The organism is Flavobacterium amniphilum (assembly GCF_023634845.1).
GTDB classification, from domain to species: domain Bacteria; phylum Bacteroidota; class Bacteroidia; order Flavobacteriales; family Flavobacteriaceae; genus Flavobacterium; species Flavobacterium amniphilum.
Genome location: NZ_JAMLJL010000002.1, coordinates 166,668 through 182,733, shown reverse-complemented (window position 1 = coordinate 182,733; position 16,066 = coordinate 166,668). Strand labels below are relative to the sequence as shown.

The 16,066-nt window shown below is 37.3% G+C and carries 21 protein-coding genes and 1 tRNA gene; 15 read left to right on the top strand and 7 right to left on the bottom strand.

Annotated features, from left to right (window positions below):
- Window positions 1–11 precede the first annotated feature (11 nt).
- From NAT51_RS02685 to NAT51_RS02620, 14 genes are all read left to right on the top strand, one after another.
- Window positions 12–803, top strand: a complete 792-nt coding sequence (locus tag NAT51_RS02685) for a hypothetical protein (RefSeq protein ID WP_250594860.1) — start codon at window positions 12–14, stop codon at window positions 801–803.
- Between the two features lie 45 nt (window positions 804–848).
- Complete coding sequence (locus NAT51_RS02680; protein ID WP_250594854.1) at window positions 849–1,241, top strand: hypothetical protein; 393 nt, start codon at window positions 849–851, stop codon at window positions 1,239–1,241.
- A 172-nt stretch (window positions 1,242–1,413) separates the two neighbouring features.
- A tRNA-His gene (locus NAT51_RS02675) sits at window positions 1,414–1,491 on the top strand.
- 331 nt (window positions 1,492–1,822) lie between these two features.
- Window positions 1,823–2,920, top strand: coding sequence for a slipin family protein (locus tag NAT51_RS02670; protein ID WP_250594852.1), 1,098 nt, complete (start codon window positions 1,823–1,825; stop codon window positions 2,918–2,920).
- Between the two features lie 14 nt (window positions 2,921–2,934).
- Entirely contained in the window at window positions 2,935–3,480 is a 546-nt protein-coding gene (locus NAT51_RS02665; protein WP_250594845.1) for a 3'-5' exonuclease, read from the top strand.
- 115 nt (window positions 3,481–3,595) lie between these two features.
- Complete coding sequence (locus NAT51_RS02660) at window positions 3,596–3,982, top strand: DM13 domain-containing protein (protein WP_250594838.1); 387 nt, start codon at window positions 3,596–3,598, stop codon at window positions 3,980–3,982.
- A gap of 80 nt (window positions 3,983–4,062) precedes the next feature.
- Window positions 4,063–4,740 carry a Crp/Fnr family transcriptional regulator gene (locus NAT51_RS02655; RefSeq protein WP_250594836.1) on the top strand — a complete coding sequence of 226 codons (678 nt, stop codon included), beginning with the start codon at window positions 4,063–4,065 and terminating at the stop codon, window positions 4,738–4,740.
- An 83-nt stretch (window positions 4,741–4,823) separates the two neighbouring features.
- On the top strand, window positions 4,824–5,285 hold the full coding sequence (locus NAT51_RS02650) for a YHS domain-containing (seleno)protein (protein ID WP_250594834.1): 462 nt from the start codon (window positions 4,824–4,826) through the stop codon (window positions 5,283–5,285).
- Window positions 5,282–5,659, top strand: coding sequence for a DoxX family protein (locus NAT51_RS02645; RefSeq protein WP_250594832.1), 378 nt, complete (start codon window positions 5,282–5,284; stop codon window positions 5,657–5,659). The genes NAT51_RS02650 and NAT51_RS02645 overlap by 4 nt, the downstream gene beginning before the upstream one ends.
- 5 nt (window positions 5,660–5,664) lie before the next feature.
- Entirely contained in the window at window positions 5,665–6,153 is a 489-nt protein-coding gene (locus NAT51_RS02640; RefSeq protein ID WP_250594830.1) for a DinB family protein, read from the top strand.
- Window positions 6,141–6,851 carry an NRDE family protein gene (locus NAT51_RS02635; RefSeq protein ID WP_250594828.1) on the top strand — a complete coding sequence of 237 codons (711 nt, stop codon included), beginning with the start codon at window positions 6,141–6,143 and terminating at the stop codon, window positions 6,849–6,851. The genes NAT51_RS02640 and NAT51_RS02635 overlap by 13 nt, the downstream gene beginning before the upstream one ends.
- Window positions 6,852–6,860: 9 nt before the next feature.
- On the top strand, window positions 6,861–7,895 hold the full coding sequence (locus NAT51_RS02630) for an ATP-grasp domain-containing protein (RefSeq protein ID WP_250594826.1): 1,035 nt from the start codon (window positions 6,861–6,863) through the stop codon (window positions 7,893–7,895).
- A gap of 1 nt (window position 7,896) precedes the next feature.
- Window positions 7,897–8,541, top strand: coding sequence for a hypothetical protein (locus NAT51_RS02625; protein ID WP_250594824.1), 645 nt, complete (start codon window positions 7,897–7,899; stop codon window positions 8,539–8,541).
- A gap of 175 nt (window positions 8,542–8,716) precedes the next feature.
- On the top strand, window positions 8,717–9,697 hold the full coding sequence (locus NAT51_RS02620; RefSeq protein ID WP_250594822.1) for an isoaspartyl peptidase/L-asparaginase family protein: 981 nt from the start codon (window positions 8,717–8,719) through the stop codon (window positions 9,695–9,697).
- A gap of 51 nt (window positions 9,698–9,748) precedes the next feature.
- Here NAT51_RS02620 and NAT51_RS02615 read toward each other — a convergent pair whose 3' ends face one another.
- Entirely contained in the window at window positions 9,749–10,498 is a 750-nt protein-coding gene (locus NAT51_RS02615; RefSeq protein WP_250594820.1) for an LA_2272 family surface repeat-containing protein, read from the bottom strand.
- Between the two features lie 99 nt (window positions 10,499–10,597).
- Between NAT51_RS02615 and NAT51_RS02610 the strand changes: the two genes are divergently transcribed.
- Complete coding sequence (locus NAT51_RS02610; protein WP_250594818.1) at window positions 10,598–11,551, top strand: hypothetical protein; 954 nt, start codon at window positions 10,598–10,600, stop codon at window positions 11,549–11,551.
- Between the two features lie 22 nt (window positions 11,552–11,573).
- Here the strand turns inward: NAT51_RS02610 and NAT51_RS02605 are convergent, their stop codons facing one another.
- Genes NAT51_RS02605 through NAT51_RS02580 form a run of 6 tightly spaced genes read right to left on the bottom strand, consistent with a single transcriptional unit; the run spans window position 11,574 to window position 16,066 of the window.
- On the bottom strand, window positions 11,574–12,323 hold the full coding sequence (locus tag NAT51_RS02605) for a maleate cis-trans isomerase family protein (protein ID WP_317245447.1): 750 nt from the start codon (window positions 12,321–12,323) through the stop codon (window positions 11,574–11,576).
- Between the two features lies 1 nt (window position 12,324).
- Window positions 12,325–12,954 (bottom strand): class I SAM-dependent methyltransferase, encoded by a 630-nt coding sequence (locus tag NAT51_RS02600; RefSeq protein WP_250594816.1) that lies wholly within the window; start codon window positions 12,952–12,954, stop codon window positions 12,325–12,327.
- Between the two features lie 10 nt (window positions 12,955–12,964).
- Window positions 12,965–13,486: a hypothetical protein gene (locus NAT51_RS02595; RefSeq protein ID WP_250594814.1), complete on the bottom strand. Its 522-nt coding sequence runs from the start codon at window positions 13,484–13,486 to the stop codon at window positions 12,965–12,967.
- Window positions 13,487–13,491: 5 nt separating this feature from the next.
- Window positions 13,492–14,400 (bottom strand): fumarylacetoacetate hydrolase family protein, encoded by a 909-nt coding sequence (locus NAT51_RS02590; protein WP_250594811.1) that lies wholly within the window; start codon window positions 14,398–14,400, stop codon window positions 13,492–13,494.
- Between the two features lie 60 nt (window positions 14,401–14,460).
- Window positions 14,461–15,570, bottom strand: a complete 1,110-nt coding sequence (locus NAT51_RS02585; RefSeq protein ID WP_250594809.1) for a cupin domain-containing protein — start codon at window positions 15,568–15,570, stop codon at window positions 14,461–14,463.
- Window positions 15,560–16,066: a DinB family protein gene (locus NAT51_RS02580; protein ID WP_250594807.1), complete on the bottom strand. Its 507-nt coding sequence runs from the start codon at window positions 16,064–16,066 to the stop codon at window positions 15,560–15,562. The genes NAT51_RS02585 and NAT51_RS02580 overlap by 11 nt, the downstream gene beginning before the upstream one ends.

Sequence of the window (16,066 nt, the reverse complement as noted above, 5' to 3'; positions counted from 1 at the left end):
AAAGAAGTATCATGAAATATAACAGAATTGCATTAGTAGGAGTTGAAGAACAGGAGTATCTGCATATCAAATCCAAGTATGACGGCCATATCATCTGGCATCAGTCATTACCTAAAATTTTTATTTGGGAAGGTGTACTGTTCATGGAAAAACAAAACGGAATAGGAATGCTTCCTGTTGATAAAGTAGTGTATTACGGTATTTTTGACAATGACCTTGATTTCATTTCCGGCCTCACATTATGGGGCGGGGAATGTTATCCCAATCCAAGAGCCATGCTGGATTGCCGTTTGAAAATTCCTTGTCTGGTTAAAGCATTGGAACTGACAAAATTTGGACATCTAAGAGGATTCGTTTCGGCAAATACTGAAATAACAATTAATGCTGATGCGGTGGCCAAATGGGGAAACTGGCATTGTGGGGAAAACAAGGAGAGAATCAGCAATGAATGGACAAGCACTGAAGCAAGTACATTGGAGCCTTTCTTTGAAGGAGAATCGGTACGGATCATGAATATCGGTCATCATTACTGGCAAATTAAACTGGAAGGAGACGACTGGTTGAAATCCATTCACCCAGATACGGCCTGTTTTATGGAAATCGATGCTGATTTACTGGAAGATACCAAGCATATCAAAAACATTTTGAAAATGGATATGATCGGGAATGATTACATCGTCATGGACAACGGTGAAAAAAAATTGCTTGAAGTGAATCATATTCCCAACATCACAAGGTTTGAAAAGGTGAGGGAAGCGTATTTATCAACTGTAAACGAATGGATTAACTCCAACGCAAAATAATTGCGCACTGTGTTTTGAATCTTTGTTCAACAAATTAGAAGAAAGATGAGAACAATTAAGATGTACTGTAAAAAATGTGGGGTTCAATTGACAGATGTTCTTCATGAAGTGAATAGTAATGCATTGCGGTTTGAAGATGGAGTTGATATGATCCAGCCGGATAAATTTTCAATACTTATTGATAAATGTAATAATGAAAAGGAATTGGTTATTGCTAATGATGAATTCTATTTCAAAAATCATAAGGATGATGGAAGATTCAATGGATGTTGCGGAAGTTCCGGAATGGACGGTATGAATAAAACCTGTTCAAACGGACATGAAGTGGCCACTGAATTTTCAGATTGCTATATGCCACATTATATCGCAGTCAATATCGAAAATGTCCTGATCAAAGATTTTTCAAATCCTTACGAAGTAAAAGAAATTAAACTATAACAATATCAGGCAGGTCCTGTTGGGTGTTTCTGTATGGCACTATTGTGGTGAACGTTGCGCAAGGCGTATGATGTTTCACTATGCAACTTGACTTGAAGGTTTCCGGTGATTTTCCAAAAAATGACCACCAATGTTTTGCAGGTTCGAGTCCTGCTTTCTCTCTAAGGGAGGAATGGCGAAAATGGTAGACGCGCAGGATTGTGGTTCTTGTAAACATTCAAATGCACGGGTTCGAATCCCGTTATTACCATCAAAGGTGATATAGCTCAGTTTGGTTAGAGCACTACACTGTTAATGTAGCTTGAGAGTTTACCCTCTCGTTAAAAAGGGTGAATTAAAAATCTCCGGGTTGGAGCCGGTTTAATCAGACTTGTTCTGAAGATACACTCTGCAACAGACCTGAATAATGATTTTGTTTGCTGAACCGTTGTTCTGCTTTTGGGTTTGATTGATTTCAAATGATTTGGTTTCAAAAAATAACCCGTAACCGTTATGATGCATCAGTTAACCAGCATCTTTCCGTCCTTTTGGGAGGGTTTTGATCCGGAAATTTTTTATAACTAAAACTAAAAACAAAAAAGATGATACAAAGAGTAAAAATACAAGGATACCAAGTGGGTTTGGTATTCAAAAACAGAAAATTGGTAACTATACTTGAAGAAGGTACGTATTGGATTTTCGGTTCCAAAAAGGTAGAAAAATTTGAAATGAACCAACCGTTCAATCCTTCGGCCGATTTAGAATTTTTGTTGCAGAATGAAGCATTGAAGTCGATGTTAAAGGTGGTGGAAGTTCCTGACGGGCAAATTGCATTGCAGTTTGTAAATGCAAATTTCAAAGAAATTTTACCGGTGGGTAAATATGCATTCTGGAAAGGCATCAATCTGAATATGTTTACATTGGCTGATTTAACTAAAGTGTTTATTACGGAAGAAATCTCCAAAAGTTTGTTGGAAAACGTCCGGTTGAGAATGTACACCAGACAATTCAAAGTCTTGAATAATGAGAAGGGATTATTGTTCATTGACGGAAAATTTGAAAAGGAATTAACGCCGGGAACCTATTACTTTTGGAACAACATGACTCCGGTTGAAGTAAAAACAGCCGATTTGAGACAACAACAGCTGGAAATCTCCGGACAGGAATTGTTGACCAAAGACAAAGCAGCTTTGAGAATCAATTTCTTCGTAAAATACCAGGTGACTGATATTTCCAGGGCGTTATTGGAAAATAAAGAGTATGATAAGCAATTGTACGTATTGATGCAGTTGGCTTTGAGAGCTTTCATCGGTGGGTTGACATTGGATGAATTATTGCAGAAGAAGGATGCTTTGGCCGAAATCATTTTAGCGGAAGTCAAAGAAAAAATCACAACCTTGGGTGTGACTGTTTCCGATGCCGGTATAAGAGACGTTATTTTGCCGGGCGATATGAAAGAAATCATGAATCAGGTGTTGGTGGCCGAAAAGAAGGCACAGGCCAACAGCATCATGAGAAGAGAAGAAACAGCTGCTACCAGAAGCTTGTTGAATACGGCCAAGTTGATGGAAGAAAATGAAATGCTCTGGAAATTGAAAGAGATGGAATACGTTGAAAAAATCGCCGACAGAATTGGTGAAATCACCATCTCCGGAGGCGGAAACGTCATCGGACAATTAAAAGAAATATTTGTAAAATAAAAAGAAATTTAAAAATGAAAACAACAGATAAAATTATAATTATAGATCTTGAAGCCACGTGTTGGCAGGGCGCTGTCCCGAAAGATCAGGAAAATGAAATCATTGAAATCGGTTTGGTGGTATTGGATACTGCAACCGGCGGGATTTCCCAAAACCAGGGAATATTGATCAAACCCCAACGGTCAACGGTCAGTCCGTTTTGTACTGAACTGACGACAATTACCCCGGAATTACTGGATGAAAAAGGTATTTTATTTGAAGAGGCAATCGACAAATTGGTTGCTGATTATGATCCCGATTTGTATACCTGGGCGAGTTACGGACAATATGACCTGAACATGCTGAAGAGGCAATGTAAATCCTTTGGTGTACCTTATCCGATGGGTGAGCAGCACATTAACGTCAAGACAACCTTTGCTGATGTCTACGGTCTGGAAAAACCAACCGGTATGAACGGTGCTTTGCATATACTGGATATTCCTTTGGAGGGAACCCATCACAGAGGTGTGGATGATGCCAAGAACATCGCTAAAATTTTAAATTGGATTTTGAACCAATAAGTATAACCACGGATAAATTATCCGTGGTTTTTATTTTCTGACAAATTTCATCCAAATGTAAAGTAGCTGACAAAGTAGTTTTCAGAACAGCAGTAATTTTAAACAAAAATAAGTTATGAAAAAGATATTGTTTTTAGTTATGGCTGCTTTTAGTTTGTTTTCCTGTGAAGCAGATGGTGATTTATCCCTTGGGAATCCTGTTTTGGTATCCGGTGGTGAATTTGAACCAACATCCGGTATTACAGTGACCGGATCGGCCAAAATATATAGTGAAAATAACCAGAGAAAAGTGGTCTTGGATAATTTCAGTATTTCTGAAGGACCGGATTTGAAAGTTTATCTTTCCACTTCTTCTGCACCCACAACGTTTATTAATTTGGGTGATCTGACCACAGCAACGGAATACTCCATTCCGAAGAATCTTGATTTAGATGCTTATCCGTATGTGTTAATTCACTGTCAGCAATACAATCACCTGTTTGCCGTTTCCAAACAGGAATAATTAAGAATTTTCCTAAAATTTAAACCGAACCATCCAATGTCAGGATGGTTTCGTATATTTATAGAGTAATAGTTTACAATATGTATGAAGAGCTGAAGTATTGGTACCTGAGAGACCATAAATTATTTAGGACTTTAAGCTTTGCACAGATCAAGCAACTGTGCATTATTGTTGGTTTTAAAAAAGCAAACAAAGGAGAAATCATTTACTTTTCGAATTCGGAAGTTCCCAGGATTTTTTTACTGAAAAAAGGTGCTATCAAGATTGTTTCGGTTGACGAAGAAGGAAACGAAACAATTAAAGATATTATCCAGAAAGGGGATTTATTTGGTGAATTGACTTTGGAAAGTGACATCCAGACCAATGAATATGCCACAGCACTTACAGATGAAGTCGCTATCTGCAGTTTTTTGTTGTCCGATTTCGAGAATCTGATGCTTAAAAATCCGAACCTGGCTTTGTCATACACCAAGTTTGTGGGTTGGAAAATGAAACGCTTAAAGAATAATTACGCCAACCTGATTTCCAAAGATGCAAAAACCCGTTTGCTGACATTCATAAGGGAATGGGCGGATAAAGAAGGTAATTTCGACGTAAATAAAGTCACAATTGAAAATTACCTGACCCAGAATGATATTGCCCAGATTATCTGTACGTCACGCCAAACGGCAACCGTATTGCTGAATGAGCTGGAAGAGATTGGATTAATAAGTTACAACCGCAAAGAAATCATAATTCCCGATTTCAGAAAATTATAAAATTTAGTCCGGATGTCGTCTAACTGACAAAAGCAGCTTTTGGGGCTTATTAATTTTACAGTATTAATTTAAAATTCAATCTAATGAAAAAATTATTGTTCTGTTTATTAGTAAGTTTTACATTGTCCGGTTTTGCACAGCAGGTGGGTCAGAGAATTGCTAATTTCAATGTGGAGAAAAAACTGGCGATTAAAGGTTATGATCCGGTGGCTTATTATAAAGTAAATAAAGCGGTAAAAGGCAAAGCGGATTTAGCTTACAGCCATGATGGGATAGTTTACTATTTCAGTTCGAAAGAGAATAAGGAGACTTTTGCAAAAAATCCTTCGAATTATGAACCGCAATATGGCGGATGGTGTGCTTTTGCCATGGGTGATTACGGAAAGAAAGTAGAAGTAAACCCGGAAACTTTTAAAATTACCGAAGGTAAACTCTATCTTTTTTACAATGCCTTTTTGAATAATACGCTTAAGGATTGGAATAAAGATGAAAAAAACCTGAAAACGAAAGCGGATGTTAACTGGAAAAAAATCTATAAGCCATGAAAGTAATCTCTTTTAGCAACATCCTGAAACTGATTGTGGCTGTTATATTGTTGCAGACGCTTTTCTTCAAATTTACCGCACAACCTGAATCGGTTTATATTTTCACGACCCTTGAAGCTGAACCTTTCGGACGCATAGGCTCAGGTATTGTAGAACTGATAGCTTCCATTATGTTGTTTTTCAACAAAACCCGTTTTTACGGTGCGTTCATTGCGATGGGGACGATGCTGGTTGCGATACTGTCACATTTGTTTATTTTGGGCATCGAAGTCAATAATGATAAAGGGATGTTATTCACGTTGGCAGTAATCACGTTTGTATGCAGTTGTGTACTGTTGTATAAGTTTAGAAAAGACATTAATTTTTTAAGATAGGAATTATGAATTTCAGTCCGGTAAAAAAAACACTTGGGGAATTAAAGCATTTACTGATTCAGTTATCCGATGAAGATTATGCAAAGTCCATCCCGAATTTAAGCGGAGCATCTGTAGGCCAACATACAAGACATATCATTGAACTGTTCCAATGCTTGTCGGGTTCTTATGAAGAGGGTATGCTGAATTATGACAGCCGTGAACGCAACAGATTAATTGAAAGCAGTGTTAATCATGCTTTGAAAGCTCTGGATGTTATTATAGCCGAATATGAAAAAGAAAACAAGTCTTTAGTCATTCATCAACATGTTGACGGAAACCTGATGACCATTGAAACCAATTATTACCGTGAATTGTTATACAATCTCGAGCACTGCATCCATCATCAGGCTCTGATTAAAGTAGCTTTGTTTGAAATCGGAAATGTTTCGGTTACTGAAAATTTCGGTGTGGCACCATCAACTATAGAATACAAGAAACAATGTGTACGGTAACGTTTGTAAACAGTAACGATAGGATCATCATTACTTCCAACAGGGATGAAAAAATTGCCCGCGCGAAAGCAATTGAACCTAAAAATTACCTGATCAACCATAAAAAAGTTTTCTTTCCGAAAGATGCCAAAGCCGGTGGTACCTGGTATGCCGTTGATGAAAATGCAAATGTGATTGTATTGCTTAATGGTGCACGGGAAAAACACATCAGAAAGGATAGTTATAAAAAGAGCAGGGGGTTGGTTGTACTGGATTTAATAGGTTCCGATTCGATTTTGAAAGAATGGCAACGTATCGAACTGGAATTGATTGAACCTTTCACTTTGGTGGTGTTTGAAAACCTGAAATTATATCAATTGCGTTGGGACGGAGAACATAAGGAAACTATTCAGCTGGATGAAAATAAAAACCATATTTGGTCATCGGTTACTTTATATTCACCCGAAATTCGTGAATTCCGGGCTAATTGGTTCACTAAATTCATGAATTCCCATCAAAATGTGGACGAAAACGATTTGTATAATTTCCACCGGCATACCCAGGAAAATGATATTGAAAACGGATTAGTCATCAATAGGGACAATTTTTTGAAAACATTGAGTATTACCCAATCGGTGATTGATAAAAATAAAGTTTGCCTTTATCATTATAACCTGGAGGAAGATGAGAAGTTTGTGAATTCATTTATTGTTATTTAATTGAAGAATATGAGATTATTTTGGCATAAGCTTACGAATTGGGAATACTGGCCATTTAAGGTTTTGTATTTTCCTATCTATTTTCAATGGGCATTTTATGCATTGAAAGCAAGAACCATTTTCTTTTTCAATGCTTCCAATCCGGGTATGAAAAACGGTGGCTTTATCATGGATAGTAAAAAAGAGATTTACAATCTGATTCCACAGCATTTTTATCCCAAAACAGGTTTGGTCAAAGAAGGTATTCCGTTTAATTCAGTTGAAAACATACTGCAGGAACTTGCCGTAAATTTTCCCTTGATTGCAAAACCGGATGTTGGGTTGCGGGGATCGGCAGTTAAAAAAATCAATTCACTGGAAGAATTAAAGCAGTACCATGACAAGGCAAATTTTGATTACTTATTGCAGGATTTGATTCCGTATGAAAATGAAATCGGAATTTTTTATGTCCGCTATCCGGATCAGCCAAAAGGAAAAATAACGGGGATTGTGGCCAAAGAATACCTGATTGTAACGGGCGACGGAATATCAACTATTGAAGAATTATTACTGCAGAATCCGAGATATGAACTCCAGTTAAATGTTTTAAAAAGAGAATATAAAGAGGAATTAAATAAAGTATTGGGCAAGGATGAAAAATGCAATTTGGTTCCTTATGGAAATCATTGCCGTGGTGCAAAATTTGTGGATGCCGGTTATCTGATTACACCGCAACTGGAGGAAGTCATCAATACGGTATGTTTGCAGATTAAAGGGTTTTACTTCGGGAGAATGGATTTAATGTACCGCTCCTTTGAAGAACTGGAGAAAGGTGAAAATTTTCTATTGGTTGAATTAAACGGTGCGGCAAGTGAACCCACCCACATTTATGACCCAAAACATTCCCTGTTTTTTGCCTGGAAGGAATTGGCCAGACATATTTCACACATGTTTCACATAAGTGTTCAAAACAATAAACGCGGCATACCTTTTCTGAAACATAAAGAAGGGATGAAACAATACCGTTTGCATTTGGAACAAAACGCTAAAATTTTAAACTTCTGATTTGGAAACTTTCAAAAATATAGCAGTAGGTTTCGGAATAAGCTTTATTGGATCGGTGCCATTGGGATATCTCAATCTTGTTGGGTTCCATATTTATACCCATTCCGGTTTGATGAACTTATTATGTTATCTTTCTGGGGTTATTTGTATTGAAGTGCTTGTCATTTATGCAACACTCAAATTTATAAACCTGTTGGATTTGAATCCAAAGTGGAAATCGGGCGTGAACCTCTTTTCTGTTTTTTTTCTTTTCGGCTTGGCTTTTTACTTCTATTATAAAGGACTGATTGGAACAAATAGAGGAGTGCCTGAAATTTTACCGGGTTACCCTTCAATTGTGACCGGACTGTTTCTCAGTTGCCTGAATTTTGCACAAATCCCTTTTTGGACCACATGGAATTTGTTTTTAGTCAATGGGAATTACATATCTAACCGGGAAAAATATGCAGGTTTTTACTTAATCGGAACTGTTTTGGGCGCTTTTGCCGGGATGCTGACTTTTATTTTAGGAATTAACTGTATTGTCGCGAACGGATTTATAGGAGCTAAGAATATCTCTGCATCTTTACCATTGCTCCTGATAGTGCTAACAGTTTTTCAGATATATCAGTTCTTCTCCCAAAACAGAAAGATCAGCAATAATTGAATTTTGTGCTAAAAAAATATTTTTTTCAAATTAATAACAGAAGTTGTGCTTAATTTGTTTTTTTTCGAAACTAATAACGGAAGTTGTGCTTAATTTATTTTTTTTCGAAATTAAAAACAAGTATCTTTTGTAAAGATAACTCACTGATTAATTGCTTACTTTTAGAAAAAAAAACATGAATAAGATTATACTGCTTCTGATTACTTTGCTTTTGTTGAATTGTAAATCAGAACAATTAAAGGGCGAAGAAAATAATTTCGCCATTGCAATTCATGGCGGAGCGGGAACTATTTTAAAACAGAATATGACCCCGGAACAGGAATCGGAATATCGGAACACACTTGAAAAAGCAATCAGAACCGGCCATGATGTTCTGAAAAATGGAGGAACAAGTCTTGAAGCTGTTCAGAAAGCCATCATCGTGATGGAAGATTCACCACTTTTTAATGCCGGGAAAGGAGCCGTTTTTACCAATGAAGGAAAGAATGAACTGGATGCATCGATAATGGATGGCAAAACATTGAAAGCCGGAGCTGTTGCCGGTGTGACTGTTGTTAAGAATCCTATTGTATTGGCATATACCATTATGGAAAAATCACCACATGTGATGCTGACGAATAAAGGAGCGGAGGCTTTTGCTAAAGAACAGGGATTGGAAATAGTTGATCCGTCTTATTTTTATACTGAAAAAGCGTTTAAAGCTCTTGAAAAAGTTAAGAATAAGGAGAAGGAAAAGGATAGTAAATTCGGAACGGTGGGTTGTGTAGCGCTGGATAAATACGGAAATCTTGCGGCCGGAACTTCAACGGGAGGTATGACCAACAAAAAATGGAACCGTGTAGGGGATTCACCTATTATTGGTGCCGGTACCTATGCCAACAATAAAACCTGTGCTGTTTCATCAACCGGCTGGGGCGAATTTTTCATCAGGGCGACCGTGGCTCATGATATTTCGGCTATGATGGAATATAAAAAACTTAAAGTAAATCAGGCGACGAAAGAAGCAATTAACAAGGTAGCCAATTTAGGTGGTGACGGCGGTGTTATTGCGATCGACAAAAAAGGAAATATCAGTTTTGACTTCAATACCGCAGGAATGTACCGGGCTTCAATTGATAAAAGCGGAAAATTGTATATTGGTATGTATAAAGAATAAAAGGAGCTCTTTATGAACTCCTTTTTTGTTTTGGTATTTTACGTATAATAATCAGGCTTTAAACTGCCAGTTAAGCAATGGTAATTTGCGTTTACCGTTCGTATTCCACAGACCGAACTGCAATCCTCTCAGGTTTTTGGAGTGGTTGAACAATCCGATTTGGATCCCGTTATGGTTTCTGCTGACATTGGATGGTGCAATCTGAATTCCATTGCCATAATCACTGATATTGGCAATTCCGGCAATTGATAATCCATTATTATGTTTTGTTGCAATAACAGATGCGTTCAGCGACAGTCCGTTCATCTGATTCATTGAAGAGATTACGCTGATATTCAAACCATTCATTTTGGCTCCTCCCAAGAATCCACCTGAACTGATGTTTAATCCGTTGATTTCAATGTATGTGGGTGTAAAATCATCCATGAATGAAGAATTACTGATCACATTGTCGTTAATTCCTGCAAAAAATCCTTCAAACGGAATATTAAGTCCGAAAGTAATGAGTGCCAATGAGACTGGATTCGCTTCAATATTTAAACCATTGACTTTTTGAAACTTTATATTCCGGTTTTCATAATGACCTACACCAAGCGCAAAACCATTCACCTGATTTACTCTTCTCGAAATAGGTGACAGACTGAAGATTTTGATGCTGTCATTCCGTGAGACTTTATCCGATTTCCATTTGAAATAACCGTTTACATTTGTGTAAGTGATCACTTTAGGTGTGGATAAAGTATCTTGTGCCCTGGAATTAATTGAAATTACAGATAGCAATACAAACATTATTTTTTTCATAGCTTTAATTTTAGTTTACGGTCAAAAATATTGTGTTATTTACAAATGAAATTGTAATTAGTAATTATTGTATTTTATATATTTGTGAAAATCACAAAAATGAGTAATCAGGAATTATTGCTTAAAGAAATTCGGAAATCACTTAAAGAACAACAATCCATTATTGATGAAATTGCCGGTGTACTCAATATCAGTTATGATGCTTCACACAGAAGGGTGTCCTTGAAGAGTAAATTTTCAATTGAAGAGACCGTTATGCTCTGCAATCATTATTCCATTTCTTTGGATGCTTTATTTTCTGATAAAAAGAAGATTATTGTAGAAAAAACACATAGTATAAAATCGGTTGGGGATTTTAAAAGTTATTTTGAACAATCGGCTGCATTTCTGAAAAAATATAGGGACAAACAGGTGAATCTCTTTTATTCTGCAAAGGATATACCGCTGTTTTATACTATTGGCGGAACGTTGCTTTCAAAATTCAAATTATATGTCTGGATCCAATTGTTGAGTAAGGAAGAAAAACAAATGCATTTTGACCATTTTGTACCCGATGCACAAATGCTGGAAGGAACTTCACAGTTGAAAGCGGTGTATGAAAAGGTAAAAGTCACCGAAATATGGAATGACACAACGATTAACAGTTCGCTGCAACAGATTTTTTACTTTTTTGAAGCCGGATTGATTTCATATGAAACCGCATTGCTCTTATTAGATGAAGTCAGGGCTGTTGTTGAATTAGTTGATACGAAAACAAACCGGGATGATGAATCTTTCCAGTTGTATTACAATGAATTGCTGATTTTGAATAATACGGTTTTGCTTTCCGGCCCTGAGGAAAAATCCTTGTTTGTTCCTTATAATATGGTAGGTTATTTTATTACAGAAAATAAAGAGACCTGCTTGGAATCGGAAGCATTTTTTAAACACCAGTGTTACACTTCAAAATTACTGCAATCTTCCGGGAAGAGAGACAGAAATATATTTTTTAACCGGATGCACCAGAAAATCGAATATTACAAAAACAAAATACAAAGTTTTATAAAAGAATAATGCCTCAATCAGAGGCATTATTTTAGTATTTTCCGCTTAGTAATTCACCGCCAATTGGTGCTTTGGCTTCAATTCCGAGTTTTTTCATCATTTCGTAAGTGGTACAAACGGCTGCAGATGTCACCGGAATCCCGATTTCTTTCTGAATCAGATCAATAGCTTCCAATGAAGGCATTTGCACACAGGCAGAAGCCACTAAAACATCAACTCCGGTTAAATCCAGTCTTTTGTAGATTTCCAATAAATTCATCGGATCCTGAGCGGCAACTTCCAAATTGTCAGGAATTTCCAATGCAATGGAATCGACAACCTCAAATCCCTGATGCTCGATATAATCCACCACCAAATCGGTTAGCGGACGCATATACGGTGTAATCACGGCCACTTTTTTAGCCCCCAAAACCTTTAAACCGTTGATCAATGCACCGGCAGAAGTTACAATTGGAGTAGGGAAGTCGTTCTTTATGGTTTCCTGATGCAAATTCACTTCCGAAACACAATGATATCCGCGTCCCATGCTCATGATGGCTACCAAACAGGCGTAACCCATAACGTCTACATGTGCATCGGATAATTCGGTGGCACATTTCAAACTCATGGCATCCATGGCTTCCAATTCTTCCTTGGTTACCTTTTTCATGCGCATTCTACTGCTATGAAATGTGAAACGCTCCGGTAAAATCGTTTCACGCGAACGGAAAACAGCCGGTATTTCGGTTTCCATGGTTACATTTGACGAAGGTACGATTTGACCTATTCTGTATTTTTTCATTTTATTTTCTTGCAATTAATATTAAATCTGTTGTTATGGTTCCGTTTTGTTCGGGAAAATCTTTACGGTCTAAAGTTATTAACTCAAAACCGTTTTCTTCCAATGCAGCTGTTAAATAATCAGCCTGATGGTAATGCATAAAGACTTCGTCTCCGTTACTTCCTTTTTTCAACCCGGATTTACTGTAATCATCTTCCATGGTGCTGAGATATAAAACTCCTCCGGGATTCAGGCATGCAGCCGAATCTGTTATCAATTGGACGGCATCTTCTTTAGAAATGTAAGGCAATCCGAAGCCACACATAATGCCGTCAAAAGTTCGTCCCAATTTTACGAAATCGCGGCAATCCAATAATTGAAAATCAGCTGAAGGATTATTCTTTTGGGCCAATTCAATCATGTTTGGAGCCAAATCTGTTCCTAAAACCTGAAAATCGGGACGTTTCTGTAAAAGATACTTGGTGATATTTCCCGGTCCACAGGCCAATTCCAGAACTTCAGCATTTTGTTTTTTAATGGAACCCCAAAACAAGTCAAAAGTATCGTTGTACAAATCAAAAGCCATGAATCTGTCCTGGTATTGATTTGCATTTTTATTGAAAGCTTCAACTGCTTTTTTTGTTTTATCCATCTTTCGGTTATTAAATTTTTTTCCCCTTTGAATACATAACTGTTTCTTCACCACATTTCCTTGTGGTACAATATTCCTTTCCGTGTTTTTTCCCGTTTTTATATTCGCAACTGTATGTTAATTTTCCATCTTCAAAACTTTCTTCCAGATAGTTTTCTCCTTCCAAATCATAATACTTAATGTTATAGATTTCTCCTGTTGAATGATAACTTATAATTTTCTTTGGATGTAATTTAGGTACATCCTCATTTACTTTTTCCTGATAGTAAACTGTTTCTTCGCTTATTTTTCCACGGGAAGATTTATTGTAATATAAATATGTATTTGTCAGATATCCATTGTTGAATACAGTTTTATGTCTGATAACCCCATTCTTTTTTATAAACGAAATTGTCCCCGTAAATAATTGGTTGTCTTTAACTTTATAAACTAACCCATCTTTACCGTAAATGTGGACATAAGAGTTTACAAAATTTTCTTGTGAAAAAGTGAAATTGAAACTTAATAAGAATAATAATAGTAGGTTTTTCATTTAAATTAAATTTCCTTTATTGTATTCACAATCGTTCCAATGCCTTCCACAGTAGCTTCCACAACGTCACCGTTATGCATCCATTCCTGCGGATCACGACCGGCGCCAACACCGGCAGGCGTTCCGGTTGCAATAATGTCTCCGGGTTCCAATGTGAAAACGATACTCAAATCTTCAATCAAATCATTGATATTGAATAATAAGAATTTGGTATTTGAATTCTGTTTTTCGATTCCGTTTAGTTTTAAGGATAAATTCAAGTTGTGAGGGTTTTCAATTTCGTCTTTGGTTACCAAAACCGGTCCCATTGGCGCAAAAGTATCCTGGCCTTTGGAAACAATCCATTGTCCTTCACGGCGGCAATCCCTTGCGGAAATGTCATTGATTACCGTATAACCAAAAACATAATCCAAAGCATCTTCCTTGCTTACATATTTACCTTTTTTGCCGATTACCACGGCTAATTCAACCTCCCAGTCCAATTGCTGCGTCAGTTTTGTGTTTTTAACGATTTCCGTGTTGGTTGCCGTAACGGTTGTTGGCGGTTTGGAAAAAATAATCGGTTTTTGCGGTAATTTTCCTGTCGTATCCAATGTTCTCGCACTTTCGGCAACGTGTTCGGTATAATTCAAACCAATTCCGATAATGTTTTTTCTGGGTTTCATGATCGGTGCCAAAAAAACAACATCATCAATGGAATAAGCGATTTCATCAAATTGTTCCTGACTTGTTTCGGAAATTAATTCATTGATTTCGGAAACCACATCAAAACCCATGTCGATCAATGAAAGCATATCGCTTGGAAGCGGAAAATTGGAAACTTCCCCAAAATCTTCCATATCGATGACTTGGTTGTTGTGTATAAAACCTAAACGCGGTTCAGAATCTTCTATTGAATAAGTAAGTAATTTCATATTTTGAGTAGCAAAGTGGCAAAGTGACTGAGTTGCAAAGTCAATCGCCGATTCATAATTTTATTTAATAATTTGGTATCCGTTGTTGTCCGGATAAGCTTGTTCCTGAAACAAACCTAATCCTTCGATAACCGGTAAGTCATTGAATGAAAACAAACAAGCATCTTCAGTATTGGATGCGTTATGATGCTCATGCCAAGCCCATGACGGTACACAGAAAATATCCCTTTCTTTCCAGTCAAAACGTTTTCCGTTAATAATGGAATAACCGCTTCCTTTGGCACATTGGTACACAAAAGAACCGGTATGTTTATGTGTTTTTCCTTTAAAACCGGCCGGTAATAATTGCATGGAAGCTCCCATGGTTTGCATCACGTGTCCACCGGTCAACGGATTTGAATATTGCATGATGATTCCGTCGTAAGGTGAGCCTTCATTGACTTTTGCTGCTTCCAACAATGCCGGATAGACTTGCTTCCAGGAATATTTGAATAATGGAGAATAGGGTTTGTCCCAAACGGCATCGGCAGGAATCAATCCGGTTCCGCCATAAGATAACGGCAGATGGTTTGTGGGTGCTTTTAAAGGTTGTTTGCCGTCAAAAACTGCATAATCATTGGCTTCCAGAGCATTTACCAAAGGAATGTCCAATCCGTCCTGCCAAACACAGGTTTTTCCGTCTTCAGCCACACCATGCTCGTGCCATGCTGAATTTGGTGTAATCACAAAATCATTGACTTCAAAGGTAACTTTGTTACCATCCACAACCGTATAACCGCCTTCACCTTCCATGATGAAACGAAGTGCAGAAGCTTTATGGCGGTGTGCAGATGTACTTTCACCTGGTCTTGTTACCTGAATTCCGGTGTACAACCAGCCTACAGCTGCCGAAACATCTTTTCGTTTGTCGTTTACCAGATACACCACACGGCGACCTGCTTGTTCAGGAGTAACCAATTCGGAAGATTTTAAGACCAATTCTCTTAAATCTTCATATTTCCAAAGCATGGGAACTGATGATGTACGGGGTTCCCAAGGCTCAATGTCGTTGGCAACTGTCCATAAAGCACCGGCACCCAAGCCTTCTAATTCTTTATAATAGGCTTCTAGCTCCGGAGTGTCTTTTACTCTGGCACGACCAATCTGATCGTCACTGAATTTATCTTCCATATCTTGTGTCTTTTACGGAATTATTAAAATTTCGTTTAATGATATTGTTAATTTGTCTGTGATGGCGGAGAATATGAACAATGGCGTGCTCCATTAATTGCTCAATATCGTAATATTGCTGCCATCCGGTTTTCATTTTATTGTCCTGGTCGTTTTCTTCCAGTTCGTCGTCGTAAATTTTATCGAAAACAAATTCATTGAAAGCAAACATCGTATCTAAATCGGTTACATACGCATCAACCGAAGTATGGAATTTTTTAACCGGTTTTTCCAGTGAATTTTCTTTATGATTATGAACACTTGTAGCATAGCTATACCCAGAACTCACAATGTGTGACAATATGGTTTGCAAAGAACGGCAGTTGTCATCAGTTGTTTCAGTATCAACAACAACCAGCAATTGTTCCTCTGAGATGTCTTTTATAGAATCCTTCAAATCTTCGATTGCCTTTTTGTAAATCTCCAGAATAGCTGTTACTGCTCCTTTGTTTTTCAT